This is a genomic window from Enterobacter cloacae complex sp. ECL352 (genome assembly GCF_020149545.1).
In the GTDB taxonomy this organism is placed as follows: Bacteria; Pseudomonadota; Gammaproteobacteria; order Enterobacterales; family Enterobacteriaceae; genus Enterobacter; species Enterobacter asburiae_B.
In genome coordinates this window covers 801,778-818,651 of sequence record NZ_CP083709.1, presented here as the reverse complement: position 1 = coordinate 818,651, position 16,874 = coordinate 801,778, and the positions used below count along the sequence as shown (strand labels likewise).

Genomic DNA, 16,874 nt, shown 5'->3' with positions numbered 1-16,874 from the left:
AATTAACAATGCCAGTGTAAAGTTATATGACAGCAAATAAAATTGGTGAGCCGTAAATATCCCCGTTCTGTGAGTTTGATCAATCAATGTGTGGCGGTATGTTGACCCTTAGCGGTAAACATGTATGGTAGTCGTCATTGCAGTAACGCATATTGGTATAACAACTTAAGAGGGTGAGGCAATGGAACAAACCTGGCGTTGGTACGGGCCGAACGATCCGGTTTCTCTTGATGATGTGCGCCAGGCAGGCGCAACGGGTGTCGTCACGGCGCTGCATCATATTCCAAACGGTCAGGTATGGCCGGTAGAGGAAATTCAACAGCGTCAGGCGCTGCTGGCGGAGAAGGGGTTAACCTGGTCTGTAGTAGAGAGCATCCCGGTTCACGAAGACATCAAAACCCATTCCGGGGAGTACCAGACCTGGATTGCTAACTATCAGCAGAGCATTCGCAACCTGGCGGCCTGCGGCATTGATACGGTTTGCTATAACTTTATGCCAATCCTCGACTGGACGCGTACTGACCTTGAATATCAGATGCCGGACGGCTCGAAAGCCCTGCGTTTCGACCAGATCGCCTTCGCGGCGTTTGAGCTGCACATTCTGAAACGCCCCGGCGCCGAAGCGGATTACACCGCGGAAGAGCAGCAGCAGGCGCTCGCGTGGTTTAATGCCGCCAGTGACGCGGACATCGAAAAGCTGACCCGTAATATCATTGCGGGCCTGCCGGGGGCGGAAGAGGGGTATACGCTGGATCAGTTCCGCGCGCGCCTGGCGGAATACGGCGATATTGATAGGCAGCAGTGGCGTGAAAACATGGCGTATTTCCTGCGCGCTATCGTGCCGGTTGCTGAAGAAGCTGGTGTGCGTCTGGCGGTGCACCCGGACGATCCACCGCGTCCTATACTCGGCCTGCCGCGCATTGTTTCCACTATTGAAGATATGCAGTGGCTGAAAGAGACGGTAAACAGCATCTATAACGGCTTCACCATGTGTACCGGCTCCTACGGCGTGCGTGCGGATAACGACCTGGTGCGGATGATTGAAACCTTTGGCGATCGCATTCATTTTACGCACTTGCGTGCGACCTGCCGTGAAGAGAACCCAAAAACCTTCCACGAGGCGGCGCACCTGGGCGGCGATGTGAACATGGTAGCGGTGGTAGACGCCATTCTGGCGGAAGAGGCGCGTCGCAAGCAGGCGGGCGATGTGCGTCCTATCCCGTTCCGTCCGGATCACGGCCACCAGATGCTGGACGATCTGCGTAAGAAAACCAACCCGGGCTATTCGGCGATTGGCCGGCTTAAAGGGATGGCGGAAGTGCGCGGCGTTGAGCTGGCGCTGAAGATGACGAAGTATCCGGAGCTTCTGTAAGCGCTGTTGCCCGGTGGCGCTACGCTTACCGGGCTTACAAAAAACCGGCCTGAGAGCCGGTTTTTGTGTTTTTGTCGGTCGGGTAAGGCGAAGCCGCCACCCGACAAACGCCGCAATCAGTCAGCGCGACCCATATAGCGTTTTTCTTCGATATGGATGCGGATCTTCTCGCCAGCGGAGAGGTATTCCGGCACCTGCACAACCAGGCCGGTGGTCAGGGTAGCCGGTTTGTTGCGCGCACTTGCGGATGCGCCTTTGATGCCGGGTGCGGTTTCCACGATTTCCAGATCGACGGTCTGAGGCAGCTCCAGCGCCAGCAGCACGCCGTCCCAGGTCAGAACCTGCATGTCAGGCATGCCGCCTTCAGGGATGAACAGCAGCTCTTCCTCAATCTGATCTTTGGTAAAGATGTACGGGGTGTAATCTTCTTTGTCCATGAACACGTATTCGTTGCCGTCGATGTAGGAGAAATCAACGTAGCGACGGGTCAGGGTCACGGTATCGACGATATCGTCACCTTTAAAGCGCTCTTCCACCTTCAGGCCGGTACGCACATCGGCGAAACGCATTTTATACAGCGTTGCTGCACCACGGGCGCTGGGTGCCTGAATGTCGATATCTTTCACAATCAGCAGTTTGCCGTTGTAATTCAGCACCATACCTTTCTTAATTTCGTTCGCTCTTGGCATTGCAGTAATCCTGTTTACGGGAGGTAAAAAATATCGCGCCAAATTACTCGCGCGCGGCCTTTCAGGCAAGAGGAATTCGTGGCTTTTGCTATCAATACGCAAAAGGTGTTACTGTGCGCGCGATGCCCGACTGCGCGGGCGATCGTCAGCGAAAGAGAGCATTTATGGATTGTCGTCCCGATTGTGGCGCGTGCTGTACTGCACCGTCCATTTCAAGCCCCATTCCAGGAATGCCGGAGGGCAAGCCTGCCAATACCCGCTGCGTTCAGCTCTCGGAAACGAACCTGTGCATGATCTTTGGCTCACCGCTGCGCCCGAAAGTCTGCTCCGGGCTTCAGCCCACGGCCGAAATGTGTGGCAGCACGCGAGGGCAGGCGATGACGTACCTTCTTGAGCTGGAAGCGCTCACCGCGCCCTAAACGTCTTTAATCCTCGCCAGACAGCCGATCGTCAGGGTACACATCACCAGCGCAATCCGGAACACCGTGTGATAGTTCCAGATTTCTGCAACGACACCGGCCATTGAGCCCGCGATAATCCAGCCCACGCGGGTGGTATTAGTATAAAGGGTGGTGGCAGAGCCTGCCTGGCCCGGCATCAGATCCTGGAAATAGAGCATCCCTATCCCGGCGAGAATGCCAATATAGATGGCGTTCAGCAGCTGTAAAGCCAGCAACAGCCCCGGCGTATGTACCGTCAGCATACCGATATAAAACAGCAGACCGGCGATGGCGGCGATGCGCATTAAAAAACGCTTTCCGAAGCGCTTTGCGTAATAGCCCGCAATGAGCATCGTCGGGATCTCAAGCCCGGCCGCGGTGCCCATCATGATGCCCGCCAGCTTTTCCGACAGATGCAGTTCATCAATAATAAACAGCGGCATATTGATGATATACAGGCTGTTGGTGCCCCACATCAGCGTGCAGATAGCAAACAGGAGCAGGGCATCGCGGCGGTTGCGGCGCGGCGCTTCCAGCACGCCCGTTGCCACTTTGGTCTCTTTGCGCATGGACGGCAGGAAGAACCACACCAGCGCGCCGCACACCACAAACGCGACGGCCGCGCTCAGGTACATCACCGTAAAGCCAAAACCCATCGCCAGCGCGTAGGCCAGCGGCGGGCCAATCACCCATGCCAGCGACACCTGAGCACGCAGGACAGAGCTGAACATCACCGCTTCACGTCCGGTATGGTCGGCGTGTTCACGGGCAAGGGCGAACAGCTGAGGGTTCGCCGTTGAGCCAAAGCTGCTCAGGAATACCCCGACGAAGAGCAGAATGAAATAGTTGCGGTTCCATGCAAACATAACGCAGGCCATGACCCCGAGCAGACAGCAGAAAACGATCAGGCTTTTGCGATCGCCTTTTCTGTCAGATCGTCCCGCCAGAAACTGGCTGACCAGGATGCCGATGATGGCGCTTCCGGTAAAAAAGAAGCCGACCATTGCCGGACGGACGTGAACCTCATTTGTCAGAAATAGGCTCAATGTTGGCGTCTGTAACGCACCGGCAATGCCCGTGAAGAAGGCAACAACGAGGAATGCCTCTGAGGTCAAATCAAAGGGCTTCGGCGAGACGGCCGCAGGGGTGTTATGCATGTTTTATAATTAGCGAGTAGCAGAGAGGGGCGGAGTTTACGCCGTCAGCTAAAAAATAAACAGTGGGTGCGGTCAATGATGCCACGAAAAATCAAAATGGCATTTCAACTTACGTCCCGCCCGGCTGACCTTAGCTGAAACTGTCCTGCTGAACTTCAGCAAATTTCAGCTGAACGAAGAAGAAATGTGCTGTATCTCTAAATTCTGATATCAGAAATACGAGTTTACTTGCAAGACATTGCAGAAAGCGCAAGACTTTTTGAAACGTTTCAGCGCTATCTTGTTTTAACAAACGGAGCAGGCTAGCGCATTTTTTCTCATTAAAGCTGAAACGATTCAAGTTCAGCAGGAGTGGAGAACCATGTTCCAGTTATCTGTTCAGGATATCCACCCGGGCGCTCAGGCCGGGGATAAAGAAGAGGCTATTCGCCAGGTTGCCGCTGCGCTTGTGCAGGCGGGTAACGTCGCGGACGGCTATGTAAACGGCATGCTGGCCCGCGAGCAGCAGACCTCAACCTTCCTCGGCAATGGCATTGCCATTCCGCACGGCACAACCGACACCCGCGATCAGGTGCTGAAAACCGGCGTTCAGGTTTATCAGTTCCCGCAGGGCGTGCTTTGGGGCGACGGTCAGGTGGCCTATGTGGCTATCGGTATCGCGGCCAGCAGCGACGAACACTTAGGTCTGCTGCGTCAGCTGACGCATGTCCTGAGCGATGACGATGTGGCTGAACAGCTGAAGTCCGCGACCACGGCTGAAGAGCTGCGCGCCCTGCTGATGGGCGAAAAACAGAGCGAAGCGCTGAAGCTGGATAACGAAACGCTGACGCTGGACGTGGTTGCCTCCGATCTGGTGACGCTGCAGGCGCTGAACGCGGGTCGTCTGAAAGAAGCCGGCGCGGCGGATGCCACGTTTGTGACGCGCGTGATTAACGATAAGCCGTTGAACCTGGGTCAGGGTATCTGGCTGAACGACAGTGCTGAAGGCAACCTGCGCAGCGCTATCGCCGTGAGCCGCGCGGCTAATGCGTTTGACGTGGAAGGCGAGCGTGCGGCCATGCTGGTGACCGTGGCGATGAACGATGAGCAGCCGGTTTCCGTGCTCAAGCGTCTTGGCGATCTGCTGCTGAACAACCAAGCTGAAAAACTGCTGAACGCTGATGCCTCTACCGTGCTGGCACTGCTGACCAGTGATGATGCGCCGACCGAAGACGTGCAGACCGCGGAGTTCGTGGTACGCAACGAGCACGGCCTGCATGCCCGTCCGGGCACCATGCTGGTGAATACCATTAAACAATTCGAGAGTGAGATCACCGTGGCGAATCTTGATGGCACGGGCAAACCGGCCAACGGCCGTAGTCTGATGAAAGTTGTCGCGCTGGGCGTGAAGAAAGGCCACCGTCTGCGTTTCACCGCGCAGGGTGCTGATGCTGAACAGGCGCTGAAAGCGATTGGCGACGCCATCGCGGCAGGTCTGGGGGAGGGCGCATAATGAGCAGACGTGTTGCGACTATTACGCTGAACCCGGCTTATGACCTGGTAGGATTTTGCCCGGAAATTGAGCGCGGCGAAGTCAACCTCGTGCGTACCACTGGCCTGCATGCTGCGGGCAAAGGGATTAACGTCGCGAAAGTGCTCAAGGATCTCGGTATCGACGTCACCGTGGGTGGATTCCTCGGTAAAGATAACCAGGATGGTTTCCAGCAGCTGTTCAGCGAGCTGGGCATTGCCAACCGTTTTCAGGTTGTTCAGGGCCGCACCCGCATCAACGTCAAGCTGACGGAGAAAGACGGTGAAGTGACCGATCTGAACTTCTCTGGCTTCGAAGTGACGCCGTCTGACTGGGAGCGTTTTGTTAACGACTCTCTGACCTGGCTTGGTCAGTTTGACATGGTCTGCGTCAGCGGCAGCCTGCCGTCCGGCGTGAGCCCGGAAGCGTTTACCGACTGGATGACGCGTCTGCGCAGCCAGTGCCCGTGCATTATTTTTGACAGCAGCCGCGACGCGCTGGTTGCCGGTCTGAAAGCCTCGCCGTGGCTGGTGAAGCCGAATCGCCGCGAGCTGGAGATCTGGGCGGGTCGTAAGCTGCCGGAATTAAAAGATGTGATTGACGCTGCCCATGCGCTGCGCGAGCAGGGTATCGCTCACGTGGTTATCTCGCTTGGTGCAGAAGGAGCGTTGTGGGTTAACGCTTCTGGCGAATGGATCGCCAAACCGCCGTCGGTTGACGTTGTCAGCACCGTTGGCGCAGGGGATTCGATGGTTGGCGGCCTGATTTATGGTCTGCTGATGCGTGAATCCAGTGAACATACTTTACGTCTTGCCACTGCCGTTGCTGCCCTGGCCGTAAGCCAGAGCAATGTCGGTATTACCGATCGTACCCAGTTAGCCGCGATGATGGCGCGCGTTGACTTAAAACCTTTTAACTAACAGCAGGAGAGGAATAATGAAAACGCTGCTGATCATTGACTCCGGTCTCGGACAGGCTCGCGCCTATATGGCGAAGACCTTGCTGGGAGCGGCGGCGAACAAAGCACATCTCGAGATCATTGATAACCCGGGCGATGCCGAACTGGTCATTGTCCTGGGCGACAACATCCCGGCTGACAGTGCGCTGAACGGCAAAAAAGTGTGGCTGGGCGATATTAATCGCGCGGTGGCACATCCGGAACTGTTCCTGAGCGAAGCGAAAGGGCACGCGTCTGTCTACAGCGCGCCTGTCGCGACGGCACCGGCTGCGGCCACGGGTCCGAAACGCGTTGTTGCGGTGACGGCCTGCCCGACGGGCGTGGCTCACACCTTCATGGCAGCTGAGGCCATTGAAACCGAAGCGAAAAAACGCGGCTGGTGGGTTAAAGTTGAAACGCGCGGCTCCGTCGGTGCCGGCAACGCTATCACCCCTGAAGAAGTGGCTGAGGCCGACCTGGTGATTGTGGCGGCGGATATTGAAGTGGACCTGGCGAAATTTGCCGGTAAGCCAATGTACCGCACGTCTACCGGCCTGGCGCTGAAAAAGACCGCGCAGGAGTTTGATAAAGCGCTGGTGGAAGCGAAGCCGTATCAGGCAACCGGCGCGCGTCAGACCGCGACGGAAGGTAAAAAAGAGTCTGCAGGCGCCTATCGCCATCTGTTGACCGGTGTGTCTTACATGCTGCCGATGGTGGTTGCGGGCGGTCTGTGTATTGCTCTCTCGTTCGCATTTGGTATTACCGCGTTTAAAGAGCAAGGCACGCTGGCCGCTGCGTTAATGCAGATTGGCGGCGGATCCGCGTTCGCACTGATGGTCCCCGTTCTGGCAGGCTTTATTGCCTTCTCCATTGCTGACCGTCCTGGCCTGACGCCGGGCCTAATCGGCGGTATGCTGGCCGTGAGCACCGGTTCTGGCTTTATCGGCGGTATTATTGCGGGCTTCCTGGCCGGTTACGTCGCGAAGCTCATCAGCTCGAAGCTCAAGCTGCCGCAGAGTATGGAAGCGCTGAAACCGATTCTGATCATCCCGCTGATTTCCAGCCTGGTGGTCGGTCTGGCGATGATTTACCTAATTGGTAAGCCGGTTGCGGGCATCCTGGCGGGTCTGACCCACTGGCTGCAAACCATGGGTACCGCGAACGCGGTTCTGCTGGGCGCAATTCTCGGCGGCATGATGTGTACCGACATGGGTGGTCCGGTGAACAAAGCGGCGTACGCCTTTGGTGTTGGCCTGCTGAGTACCCAGACCTACGCACCGATGGCAGCGATCATGGCGGCAGGTATGGTGCCTCCTCTGGCGCTCGGCCTGGCGACGATTATTGCCCGTCGTAAGTTCGATAAAGCACAGCAGGAAGGCGGTAAAGCGGCGCTGGTTCTGGGCTTGTGCTTCATCACCGAAGGGGCGATTCCGTTCGCAGCACGTGACCCAATGCGTGTACTGCCGTGCTGTATCGCGGGTGGGGCTGTGACCGGGGCGATCTCCATGGCGATTGGCGCGAAGCTGATGGCACCACACGGCGGTCTGTTCGTGCTGCTTATCCCTGGCGCCATCACGCCGGTGCTGGGCTACCTGCTGGCCATCGTTGCCGGTACGCTGGTGGCGGGTCTGTCATACGCGGTGCTGAAACGTCCTGAAGCGGAAGTCGTGGCGAAAGCAGCGTAAGCGATAAACCACAAAAAAGCCGGGTTGCATTATGCACCCGGCTTTTTTTATGCCGCCTGTTCAGCGGTTTGCTGTGCCTTCAGCCAGGCAATCTCTTCTGCCCAGATGTCCGGATTAATGGTTTCCAGCACCATCGGAATACCGTCGAAGCGGGCGTCCTGCATAATGAAGCGGAACGCATCGTGGCCAATGTTGCCTTCACCCAGGCTGTGGTGGCGGTCAACGCGGCTGCCAAAGGCGCTTTTCGCATCGTTTAAGTGCATTCCGCGCAGGTACTTAAAGCCAACAATGCGCTCGAACTCATCGAACGTGTTTTTCGTTGCCTCGGTTGTACGCAGGTCATAGCCGGCGGCAAACGCGTGGCAGGTATCAATGCACACGCCAACGCGGGATTTATCCTCCACGCCGTCGATGATCGCCGCCAGATGTTCAAACCTAAAGCCGAGATTGCTGCCCTGACCGGCGGTATTCTCTATTACCGCGGTGACGCCTTTGGTCTTGTCCAGCGTGATGTTAATGGATTCGGCAATGCGCGCCAGGCAGGCATCTTCATCGATTTGCATCAGATGGCTGCCCGGATGGAAGTTCAGCAGCGTCAGCCCTAGCTGTTCGCAGCGCTGTACTTCATCAAGAAACGCCTCGCGAGATTTTTCCAGCGCCTCTTCAACCGGGTGACCGAGGTTGATCAGGTAGCTGTCGTGGGGAAGGATCTGGCCTGGCCCGTAGTGGTACTTCTCACAGGCGGCTTTGAAATCATCAATCACGTCAGCGGTGAGCGGCGCGGCGCGCCACTGGCGCTGGTTTTTGGTGAACAGGGCGAAAGCGGTCGCCTCGATTTCGGCGGCGCGAATGGCGGCATTCGCAAGGCCACCTGCAGCGCTGACGTGCGCTCCAACATATTTCATAAAAAAACTCCTGCTAACCCGAAACGCTTATGATAGCGGGTTAGCAGGAGAAGGACGAGATGGTTTATGCCATCAGGCTATGGACCGCGAGGTTAATCGCACCGCCCCCGACAATCAGCCAGATGAAGAGCACCAGCGCCATCAGCAGCGGTTTGGCACCGGCTTTTTTCAGCGCGCTGACGTGTGTGGTGACCCCCAGCGCCGCCATGGCCATCGCCAGCAGCACGGTATCCAGCGTCACCAGCATATCCACCACCGCTTTCGGCAGCAGGTGGAAGGAGTTAAAGATAGCGACCACGATGAACAGGATCGCAAACCACGGAATGGTGATTTTGCTTTTCTCGCTGCCGCCTGCCGGAGCCAGCTGCTTAACCCGAGCCGCGAGGAAAATCAGGAACGGTGCCAGCATCATCACGCGCAGCATTTTGGCAATTACCGCCGCGTTTTCGGCTTCCGGGTTAATGGCATGTCCTGCCGCAACTACCTGCGCCACTTCGTGCATGGTCGAACCGATATAGATGCCGTAGGTTTCCGGGCTAAACCAGTGGGCTACCAGCGGATACATCGCCGGGTAGAGGAAGATCGCCAGCGTACCGAAGATCACCACCGTCGCCACTGCCACGGTCACCTTGCTGGCTTCGGCTTTAACGACGGGCTCTGTTGCCAGCACCGCTGCGGCCCCGCAGATGCTGCTCCCGGCACCGATCAGCCAGCTGGTTTGCTTATCCAGGCCAAAGATTTTCTGGCCGATAAAGCAGGCCAGTAAAAAGGTGCTGGTCAGGGTCAGGACGTCGATGGCAATTCCGCTCACGCCCACGTCCGCAATCTGCGAAAAGGTGAGACGGAAGCCGTAAAGGATGATCCCGAGACGCAGCAGGTGCTGTTTGGCGAAGATCACGCCGCCGTCGCAGGATTTCCAGATGTGCGGGTAAACGGTATTTCCCACGACCATGCCCAGCAAAATGGCCAGCGTCAACGCGCTGAAACCTGCGCCTGCGATAGCCGGGATGCTGCCGCCCCATAATGCTACGGCGGTCACTGCTGCGCTAAGCGCGAGGCCCGGCACGAAGTGCCACACTGTACGATGATGTTGTAAGGTGATTTCTGACATAACCTTCTCCTTTGTCTGGCTAAAGGTTACGGCGCTCTGGCTTAAAAATAAAATTGATTATATACTTATAATCAATCTATATAAGTGGTAAGCAACCATGCACATTACATTGCGTCAGCTGGAAGTGTTTGCCGAGGTGCTGAAAAGCGGCTCGACGACCCAGGCGTCACAAATGCTGGCGCTCTCGCAGTCTGCGGTCAGCGCGGCGTTGACCGATCTTGAAGGACAGCTGGGCGTTCAGCTGTTCGACCGGGTAGGGAAGCGTCTGGTGGTCAACGAGCACGGTCGTCTTCTTTATCCACGCGCGCTGGCGCTTCTGGAGCAGGCTATCGAAATCGAACAGCTGTTCCGCGAAGACAACGGTGCGATCCGCGTCTACGCCAGCAGCACCATTGGGAACTACATTCTGCCGGAAGTGATTGCCCGCTACCGCCGGGATTTCCCGACCCTGCCGCTGGAAATGAGCGTGGGCAATAGCCAGGACGTTATCAACGCGGTGATTGACTTCCGCGTGGATATCGGCCTCATCGAAGGGCCCTGCCATAACGTCGATATCGTTGCCGAGCCCTGGCTGGAAGATGAACTGGTGGTGTTTGCGTCCCCGGCCTCGTCGTTATTGCAGGGCGAGGTGACGCTGGAGCGCCTGGCGCAGGCGCAGTGGATCCTGCGCGAGCAGGGCTCCGGCACGCGTGAAATTGTCGATTATCTGCTGCTTTCCCATCTGCCGCATTTCCAGTTAGGGATGGAGCTTGGGAACTCTGAGGCTATCAAGCACGCGGTGCGTCATGGCCTGGGGATCAGCTGTCTTTCCCGGCGCGTCATTGCCGAACAGCTTGAGACGGGGTCGCTGGTTGAAATCCCGGTTCCGTTGCCGAAACTGGTGCGCACGCTATGGTGCATCCATCATCGTCAGAAACACCTTTCCAGCTCTCTGCAGCGTTTTCTGCGCTACTGCGCCATTTAACGTTTCCCGGTGGCGCTTCGCTTACCGGGGCTACGCGCGCCTGTCACCCCACGTTTTTATGCTTTACTTATAATCCTGGCCGAGTCATGAAGCTCTCTTATAACTGAGTATTTCTGCCGGAAGGAACGCGGATCGTCTGCTACAATCGCGCCTCATTTATTAAATGGACAGCATTTTCATATGGTTTCAGAAATTAAAACCACAGAAGCGCCCACGCTACGTCGTGAACTCAAGGCGCGTCACCTGACGATGATCGCCATTGGCGGCTCAATCGGTACAGGTCTTTTCGTTGCCTCTGGCGCAACGATTTCGGCAGCCGGCCCGGGTGGGGCACTCTTCTCTTATATCCTGATTGGCCTGATGGTGTACTTCCTGATGACCAGTCTCGGCGAACTGGCCGCGTACATGCCGGTATCCGGTTCGTTCTCGACCTACGGTCAAAAATACGTTGAAGAAGGCTTCGGCTTCGCGCTGGGCTGGAACTACTGGTACAACTGGGCGGTCACTATCGCCGTTGACCTTGTCGCCGCACAGCTGGTGATGAACTGGTGGTTCCCGGATACGCCGGGCTGGATCTGGAGCGCCCTGTTCCTGGCCGTCATCTTCCTGCTGAACTACATCTCCGTGCGCGGTTTCGGCGAAGCGGAATACTGGTTCTCTTTGATCAAAGTGGCAACCGTCATCATCTTTATCGTCGTCGGTGTGGCGATGATCGTTGGTATTTTCAAAGGCGCAGAACCTGCGGGCTGGAGTAACTGGGCGATAGGCGATGCGCCGTTTGCCGGTGGCCTTTCGGCGATGATTGGCGTGGCGATGATTGTCGGCTTCTCCTTCCAGGGGACCGAGCTGATTGGTATCGCCGCCGGTGAGTCAGAGAACCCGGAGAAAAATATTCCGCGTGCGGTCCGTCAGGTCTTCTGGCGTATCCTGCTGTTCTATGTGTTCGCGATCCTGATTATCAGTCTGATCATCCCGTACACCGATCCAAGCCTGCTGCGTAATGACGTAAAAGACATTAGCGTCAGCCCGTTCACGCTGGTCTTCCAGCACGCCGGTCTGCTTTCGGCCGCGGCGGTGATGAACGCCGTTATCCTGACCGCAGTGCTTTCAGCCGGTAACTCCGGGATGTACGCGTCCACCCGTATGCTCTACACGCTGGCATGCGACGGTAAAGCGCCGCGTATCTTCGCGAAGCTGTCCCGTGGCGGCGTACCGCGTAACGCACTGTACGCCACAACGGTGATTGCCGGTCTGTGCTTCCTGACCTCCATGTTTGGCAACCAGACGGTGTACCTGTGGCTGCTTAACACGTCCGGGATGACGGGCTTTATTGCCTGGCTGGGGATTGCTATTAGCCACTACCGTTTCCGCCGCGGTTTCGTCAAGCAGGGGCACGATATTAACTCGCTGCCGTATCGCTCCGGCTTCTTCCCGCTGGGTCCCATTTTCGCCTTCATACTGTGCCTGATCATTACGCTGGGACAGAACTATGAAGCGTTCCTGGCGGACACCATTGACTGGGGCGCCGTGACGGCGACCTACATTGGTATTCCGCTGTTCCTCGTCATCTGGTTTGGCTACAAGCTGACGAAAGGAACAAAATTCGTTCGCTACAGTGAAATGGAATTCCCGGAACGATTTAAACAATAACCGCACTTCCTCTCTTTTAACCCGCTCAATCGAGCGGGTTTTTTTATTCCCGCATTCTGATACAAAGATATATTTCTTAACAATTTAATTGATAATAATTATCGTTTGCTTTATCGTTATCAAAAATAAGCGTGTCACCGACCCACCGCAGATGTGGGCGGCAGGGAAGACGCTGTGAGCAATGATGATTTGATTTAGTTGTATTTACCTCATGGAGATATGGAATGTTTAGGTTGAATCCCTTCGTCAGGGGAGGACTTTGTGCGTCCGCAATGTCCCTGGCCCTGCCTGTTATCGCAGCGGAATCCGGCGACACAATGGTTGTAACGGCCTCCGCGACCGAGCAAAACCTGAAAGACGCCCCGGCAAGCATCAGCGTGATTACCCAGGAAGATTTGCAGCGCAAACCCGTTCAGAATCTGAAAGATGTGTTACGGGAGGTGCCGGGCGTTCAGCTCACGAGCGAAGGGGACAACCGTAAAGGGGTAAGTATTCGTGGACTGGACAGCAGTTACACACTGATCCTGATCGACGGCAAGCGCGTCAACTCGCGTAACGCGGTATTCCGCCATAATGATTTCGACCTCAACTGGGTGCCGGTTGACGCCATCGAACGAATCGAAGTGGTGCGCGGACCGATGTCTTCTCTGTACGGTTCCGATGCGCTGGGCGGCGTGGTGAACATTATCACCAAAAAAATCGGCCAGAAATGGACGGGCACCCTGAGCGCCGATTCCACGATTCAGGAGCACCGCGACCGTGGAGACACCTACAACGGTCAGTTCTATACCAGCGGTCCGCTGGTGGACGGCCTGCTGGGGCTGAAAGCCTACGGTAGCCTCGCGAAGCGTGAGAAAGACGGTCAGCAGAAGTCCTCTACCACGGCGAGCGGTGAAACGCCGCGCATTGAGGGCTTCACCAGCCGCGATGCGAATGTGGAGTTCGCCTGGACACCGTCTGAAAAGCACGACTTTACGGCGGGCTACGGTTTCGACCGTCAGGATCGCGACTCGGATTCCCTCGACAAAAACCGCCTTGAGCGTCAGAACTATTCTCTCAGCCACAACGGCCGTTGGGGCGTCGGCAACAGCGAGCTGAAGGTTTACGGCGAAAAGGTGGATAACAAAAACCCGGGCAACAGCAATCCGATCACCTCCGAGAGCAACGCGGTGGACGGGAAATACGTGCTGCCTCTGGGCGAAATCAACCAGCTGCTGACCTTCGGCGGGGAATGGCGTCACGATAAGCTGAAGGATCCGGTCAACCTGACGGGCGGTTCCAGCAGCAGTACCTCGACAAGCCAGTATGCCCTGTTCCTTGAAGATGAGTGGCGTATCTTTGAACCTCTGGCGCTGACCACCGGCATCCGTATGGATGACCATGATACCTACGGTGACCACTGGAGCCCGCGAGCCTATCTGGTTTACAACGCGACCGATACCGTAACGGTGAAAGGGGGCTGGGCTACCGCGTTTAAAGCGCCGTCACTGCTCCAGCTGAGCCCGGACTGGGTCACCGGCTCGTGCCGCGGTGCCTGTGAGATTGTCGGTAACCCGGATCTGAAACCGGAAACCAGCGAGAGCTTCGAATTCGGTCTGTACTACAGCGGGGAAGAGGGCTGGTTAGAGGGCGTGCAGGCCAGCGTTACCACCTTCCAGAATAACGTGGATGATCGCATCAGCATCAGCCGTACGGCCAATGCGAAACAGGCGCAGGGCTACCCTAACTACGTTGGCCTGAATGCGGACGGTGAACCAATTTTCCGCTACTACAACGTTAACAAGGCGCGTATCCGCGGGGTGGAGACCGAGCTGAAACTCCCGCTGGCGGACGACTGGAAACTGACCCTGAACTACACCTACAACGATGGTCGCGATATCAGCAACGGCGGCAACAAGCCGCTGTCCGATCTGCCGTTCCACACCGCCAACGGTACCGTTGACTGGAAGGCGACGCAGGACTGGTCGTTCTACGTTCAGGGCAACTACACCGGTGAGAAACGCGCGCTGACCAGCAGTGCAGCAACGCCGGGTGGCTATGTCATCTGGAATACCGGCGCCGCGTGGCAGGCGACGAAAAGCGTGAAGCTGCGCGCGGGCGTGCAGAACCTGCTGGATAAAGATCTGAGCCGCGACGATTACAGCTATACGGAAGATGGCCGTCGCTACTTTGTCGGTGTGGATTACAAGTTCTGATGCGGCCAGGGTAAAAGCAAAACGGCAACGTAAGTTGCCGTTTTTAGTATTTGTTCCCTCTCCCTGTGGGAGAGGGCCAGGGTGAGGGCATCAGAGCGCACGTAGCCGCACTTACCCAAACAAATGCTCCGCATGGAAGCGGAGATGATCCTCAATAAAGGATGCGATGAAGTAATAGCTGTGGTCATACCCCGGCTGGATGCGCAGCGTCAGCGGCCAGTCCTTCTGGCGTGCCGCTTCTGCGAGCACCGCAGGCTGTAGCTGTCCGGCGAGGAACTGATCCGCATCGCCCTGATCGACAAGCATCGGGATCGCATTTGCCGAGCTGCTGGCCAGCATCAGCGCACAGCTGTCCCATTCCTGCCATTTTGCTTCATCTTCACCCAGATAGTTCGTGAAGGCTTTTTGCCCCCACGGCACCTGCGTTGGGTTCACAATTGGCGCAAATGCCGACACGCTGACGTATTTTCCCGGATTTTTTAACGCCATGATCAGCGCCCCGTGACCGCCCATAGAATGTCCGCTGATGGCGCAGCGGTCGCTTACCGCAAACCCGGACTGAATCAGCGCGGGCAGCTCGTCGCGAATGTAGTCATACATGCGGTAGTGGCCTGCCCACGGCTGCTCGGTCGCATTGAGATAAAACCCGGCGCCTTTACCCAGGTCGTATCCTGCATCGTCGGCCACATCATCGCCACGCGGGCTGGTATCAGGCATCACCAGCGCAATACCCAGCTCGGCGGCAAGTCGCTGCGCGCCCGCTTTGGTGGTGAAGTTTTCGTCGTTGCAGGTCAGGCCTGAAAGCCAGAACAGAACCGGCGGATTTTCCGTCGGCGGCAGGAAAATGCTGAACGTCATCGCACAGTTCAGGACGGTGGAGTCATGCCGCCAGCGCTGCTGTCGACCTTCAAAACAACGGTGCTCTTCGAGCAGTTCCATGCAGGGCTCCTTAATGAGAATGCGTATTCATAAAAACCATAATACAGCCTTTTCATTGACCTGTGAGTAACTTTCACTTTCGCCAGACGGCGAGATGCTGCATCATAAATTTACTTTTCTTTAACAATTGGAGCGGTCATGGCGCTGCGTATTGCGCTCAGTGGATTTGTCGTTCTGGTGGTGGCGATGGGAATAGGGCGCTTTGCCTTTACGCCTCAGGTGCCGCTCATGATTGCTGCCGGGCAGCTTACGCTGACCAGCGCGGGTCTGGTGGCGGCGATGAATTATCTGGGCTATCTGGTGGGCGCATGGGATGCCATGCGCGCGCACCGCTTTGTGGAAACGCGCCTCTGGCTTGGCATCACCGGCGCGGTTGCGCTGACGCTGCTCTCCGCGGCGGCGGATAACGCCGTCGTGCACGGCCTGCTGCGCTTCGTGATTGGCTGCATGAGCGGCTGGTCGATGGTACTCATTGCCGCCTGGACCAACGAACGGCTGGGGCAGCTGGGTAAACCGGGCCTGAGCGCCGCCGTGTTTGCCGGGCCAGGGGCGGGCATTGCCCTGAGCGGGCTGCTCGCCGTCTATATCCAGGCGAAATCCCTTTCGGCCGGGGCGGCATGGCAAATCTACGGCGTGCTGGCGCTGGTGCTGATTGCGCTGGTGGCGCGCTACCTGCCGCGATCCGGGCAGCTCCATCGCCCCGGCACCGCGCCGGAGCCGCTGGTGCTGACGGCGGATTTAAAGCGCCTGGTCTGGAGCTACAGCCTGGCCGGGTTTGGCTATATCCTCCCGGCGACATTTCTGTCGCAAATGGCTGCGGTGCGTTTTCCCGGCAGCCTGTTCGCCCAGTTTGTCTGGCCGATTTTTGGTATCGCCGCCGTGGTGGGCATTGCGCTCAGTATTCTTTTACGCCACACCTCAACGGCGAACCGCAGGCTGGCTATCGTGCTGTGGTTACAGGGGGCTGGCGTGCTGGCGGCCTGGCTGCTGCCGGGGATTGGCGGTTTGCTGACGGGCGGGCTGCTGGTGGGCGGCGGTTTTTTGTGTGCCGTGCAGCTCTCTCTTTTATACGGTCGCGAACTGGCGCCAAACCATACGCGCTATATGGCAGGCCTGCTCACCACCGGGTATGCGATTGGTCAATTGATTGGCCCGATGACCTCGGCGTTATCAACCTGGCTTACCCACCGGCTGGAGCCCGCGCTGGGGCTGGCGGGCGTTGCGCTGTTCGTCGGCGGAGCGCTGGTCTGGAATCGTCACGCTGAAAGGCAACAGCAATTGCAATAATTATCGTCGTGAATACTGGATTATGTGCGCCGC

General features: G+C 57.2%; 14 protein-coding genes. 9 read left to right on the top strand and 5 right to left on the bottom strand.

The window, feature by feature from the left end:
* Window positions 1-181 precede the first annotated feature (181 nt).
* The gene (gene uxuA / locus LBF07_RS03835) at window positions 182-1,372 is read left to right on the top strand and encodes a mannonate dehydratase (protein WP_094934158.1); all 1,191 of its coding nucleotides are present in this window, start codon (window positions 182-184) and stop codon (window positions 1,370-1,372) included.
* A 116-nt stretch (window positions 1,373-1,488) separates the two neighbouring features.
* Here the strand turns inward: uxuA and yeiP are convergent, their stop codons facing one another.
* On the bottom strand, window positions 1,489-2,061 hold the full coding sequence (yeiP, locus tag LBF07_RS03830; protein ID WP_008500940.1) for an elongation factor P-like protein YeiP: 573 nt from the start codon (window positions 2,059-2,061) through the stop codon (window positions 1,489-1,491).
* 164 nt (window positions 2,062-2,225) lie between these two features.
* Between yeiP and LBF07_RS03825 the strand changes: the two genes are divergently transcribed.
* Window positions 2,226-2,480 carry a YkgJ family cysteine cluster protein gene (locus LBF07_RS03825; RefSeq protein WP_023312483.1) on the top strand — a complete coding sequence of 85 codons (255 nt, stop codon included), beginning with the start codon at window positions 2,226-2,228 and terminating at the stop codon, window positions 2,478-2,480.
* On the opposite strand, the gene setB is transcribed toward LBF07_RS03825, so the two are convergent.
* Window positions 2,477-3,658, bottom strand: coding sequence for a sugar efflux transporter SetB (setB, locus tag LBF07_RS03820; protein ID WP_224435110.1), 1,182 nt, complete (start codon window positions 3,656-3,658; stop codon window positions 2,477-2,479). The genes LBF07_RS03825 and setB overlap by 4 nt on opposite strands.
* 361 nt (window positions 3,659-4,019) lie before the next feature.
* On the opposite strand from setB, the gene fruB reads away from it, so the two are divergent.
* The 3 genes from fruB to fruA are packed head-to-tail and all read left to right on the top strand — an operon-like array spanning window position 4,020 to window position 7,790.
* Window positions 4,020-5,150 (top strand): fused PTS fructose transporter subunit IIA/HPr protein, encoded by a 1,131-nt coding sequence (gene fruB, locus LBF07_RS03815; RefSeq protein WP_112778298.1) that lies wholly within the window; start codon window positions 4,020-4,022, stop codon window positions 5,148-5,150.
* A complete protein-coding gene (gene fruK, locus LBF07_RS03810; RefSeq protein WP_014170919.1) occupies window positions 5,150-6,088 on the top strand; it encodes a 1-phosphofructokinase in 939 nt (312 codons plus the stop codon). The genes fruB and fruK overlap by 1 nt, the downstream gene beginning before the upstream one ends.
* A gap of 16 nt (window positions 6,089-6,104) precedes the next feature.
* The gene (gene fruA, locus LBF07_RS03805) at window positions 6,105-7,790 is read left to right on the top strand and encodes a PTS fructose transporter subunit IIBC (RefSeq protein ID WP_087823036.1); all 1,686 of its coding nucleotides are present in this window, start codon (window positions 6,105-6,107) and stop codon (window positions 7,788-7,790) included.
* Window positions 7,791-7,837: 47 nt separating this feature from the next.
* On the opposite strand, the gene nfo is transcribed toward fruA, so the two are convergent.
* Complete coding sequence (gene nfo / locus LBF07_RS03800; protein ID WP_045354228.1) at window positions 7,838-8,695, bottom strand: deoxyribonuclease IV; 858 nt, start codon at window positions 8,693-8,695, stop codon at window positions 7,838-7,840.
* Window positions 8,696-8,759: 64 nt separating this feature from the next.
* Window positions 8,760-9,806 (bottom strand): YeiH family protein, encoded by a 1,047-nt coding sequence (locus LBF07_RS03795; RefSeq protein ID WP_096150816.1) that lies wholly within the window; start codon window positions 9,804-9,806, stop codon window positions 8,760-8,762.
* A gap of 97 nt (window positions 9,807-9,903) precedes the next feature.
* On the opposite strand from LBF07_RS03795, the gene yieE reads away from it, so the two are divergent.
* The 3 genes from yieE (at window position 9,904) to cirA (ending at window position 14,615) form a co-directional block, all read left to right on the top strand.
* Window positions 9,904-10,770 (top strand): DNA-binding transcriptional regulator YeiE, encoded by an 867-nt coding sequence (yieE, locus tag LBF07_RS03790; RefSeq protein ID WP_033146034.1) that lies wholly within the window; start codon window positions 9,904-9,906, stop codon window positions 10,768-10,770.
* Between the two features lie 180 nt (window positions 10,771-10,950).
* On the top strand, window positions 10,951-12,420 hold the full coding sequence (locus tag LBF07_RS03785; RefSeq protein WP_023336352.1) for an amino acid permease: 1,470 nt from the start codon (window positions 10,951-10,953) through the stop codon (window positions 12,418-12,420).
* 224 nt (window positions 12,421-12,644) lie between these two features.
* A complete protein-coding gene (gene cirA, locus LBF07_RS03780; RefSeq protein WP_094934146.1) occupies window positions 12,645-14,615 on the top strand; it encodes a catecholate siderophore receptor CirA in 1,971 nt (656 codons plus the stop codon).
* Window positions 14,616-14,726: 111 nt separating this feature from the next.
* Here the strand turns inward: cirA and fghA are convergent, their stop codons facing one another.
* Window positions 14,727-15,554, bottom strand: a complete 828-nt coding sequence (gene fghA, locus LBF07_RS03775) for an S-formylglutathione hydrolase (protein WP_033146032.1) — start codon at window positions 15,552-15,554, stop codon at window positions 14,727-14,729.
* A 138-nt stretch (window positions 15,555-15,692) separates the two neighbouring features.
* Here fghA and LBF07_RS03770 point away from each other — a divergent pair, with 138 nt between their 5' ends.
* Window positions 15,693-16,841, top strand: a complete 1,149-nt coding sequence (locus LBF07_RS03770; RefSeq protein ID WP_039263162.1) for a YbfB/YjiJ family MFS transporter — start codon at window positions 15,693-15,695, stop codon at window positions 16,839-16,841.
* The last annotated feature ends 33 nt before the right edge of the window (window positions 16,842-16,874 follow it).

Excerpts from the sequence above, each read along its gene's own strand:
- fghA (WP_033146032.1), bottom strand. The coding sequence starts at position 15,554 with ATGGAACTGCTCGAAGAGCACCGTTGTTTTGAAGGTCGACAGCAGCGC.
- nfo (WP_045354228.1), bottom strand. The coding sequence starts at position 8,695 with ATGAAATATGTTGGAGCGCACGTCAGCGCTGCAGGTGGCCTTGCGAAT.
- cirA (WP_094934146.1), top strand. The coding sequence starts at position 12,645 with ATGTTTAGGTTGAATCCCTTCGTCAGGGGAGGACTTTGTGCGTCCGCA.
- LBF07_RS03770 (WP_039263162.1), top strand. The coding sequence starts at position 15,693 with ATGGCGCTGCGTATTGCGCTCAGTGGATTTGTCGTTCTGGTGGTGGCG.
- yieE (WP_033146034.1), top strand. The coding sequence starts at position 9,904 with ATGCACATTACATTGCGTCAGCTGGAAGTGTTTGCCGAGGTGCTGAAA.
- yeiP (WP_008500940.1), bottom strand. The coding sequence starts at position 2,061 with ATGCCAAGAGCGAACGAAATTAAGAAAGGTATGGTGCTGAATTACAAC.
- LBF07_RS03825 (WP_023312483.1), top strand. The coding sequence starts at position 2,226 with ATGGATTGTCGTCCCGATTGTGGCGCGTGCTGTACTGCACCGTCCATT.
- LBF07_RS03785 (WP_023336352.1), top strand. The coding sequence starts at position 10,951 with ATGGTTTCAGAAATTAAAACCACAGAAGCGCCCACGCTACGTCGTGAA.
- fruA (WP_087823036.1), top strand. The coding sequence starts at position 6,105 with ATGAAAACGCTGCTGATCATTGACTCCGGTCTCGGACAGGCTCGCGCC.
- LBF07_RS03795 (WP_096150816.1), bottom strand. The coding sequence starts at position 9,806 with ATGTCAGAAATCACCTTACAACATCATCGTACAGTGTGGCACTTCGTG.
- setB (WP_224435110.1), bottom strand. The coding sequence starts at position 3,658 with ATGCATAACACCCCTGCGGCCGTCTCGCCGAAGCCCTTTGATTTGACC.
- uxuA (WP_094934158.1), top strand. The coding sequence starts at position 182 with ATGGAACAAACCTGGCGTTGGTACGGGCCGAACGATCCGGTTTCTCTT.
- fruK (WP_014170919.1), top strand. The coding sequence starts at position 5,150 with ATGAGCAGACGTGTTGCGACTATTACGCTGAACCCGGCTTATGACCTG.
- fruB (WP_112778298.1), top strand. The coding sequence starts at position 4,020 with ATGTTCCAGTTATCTGTTCAGGATATCCACCCGGGCGCTCAGGCCGGG.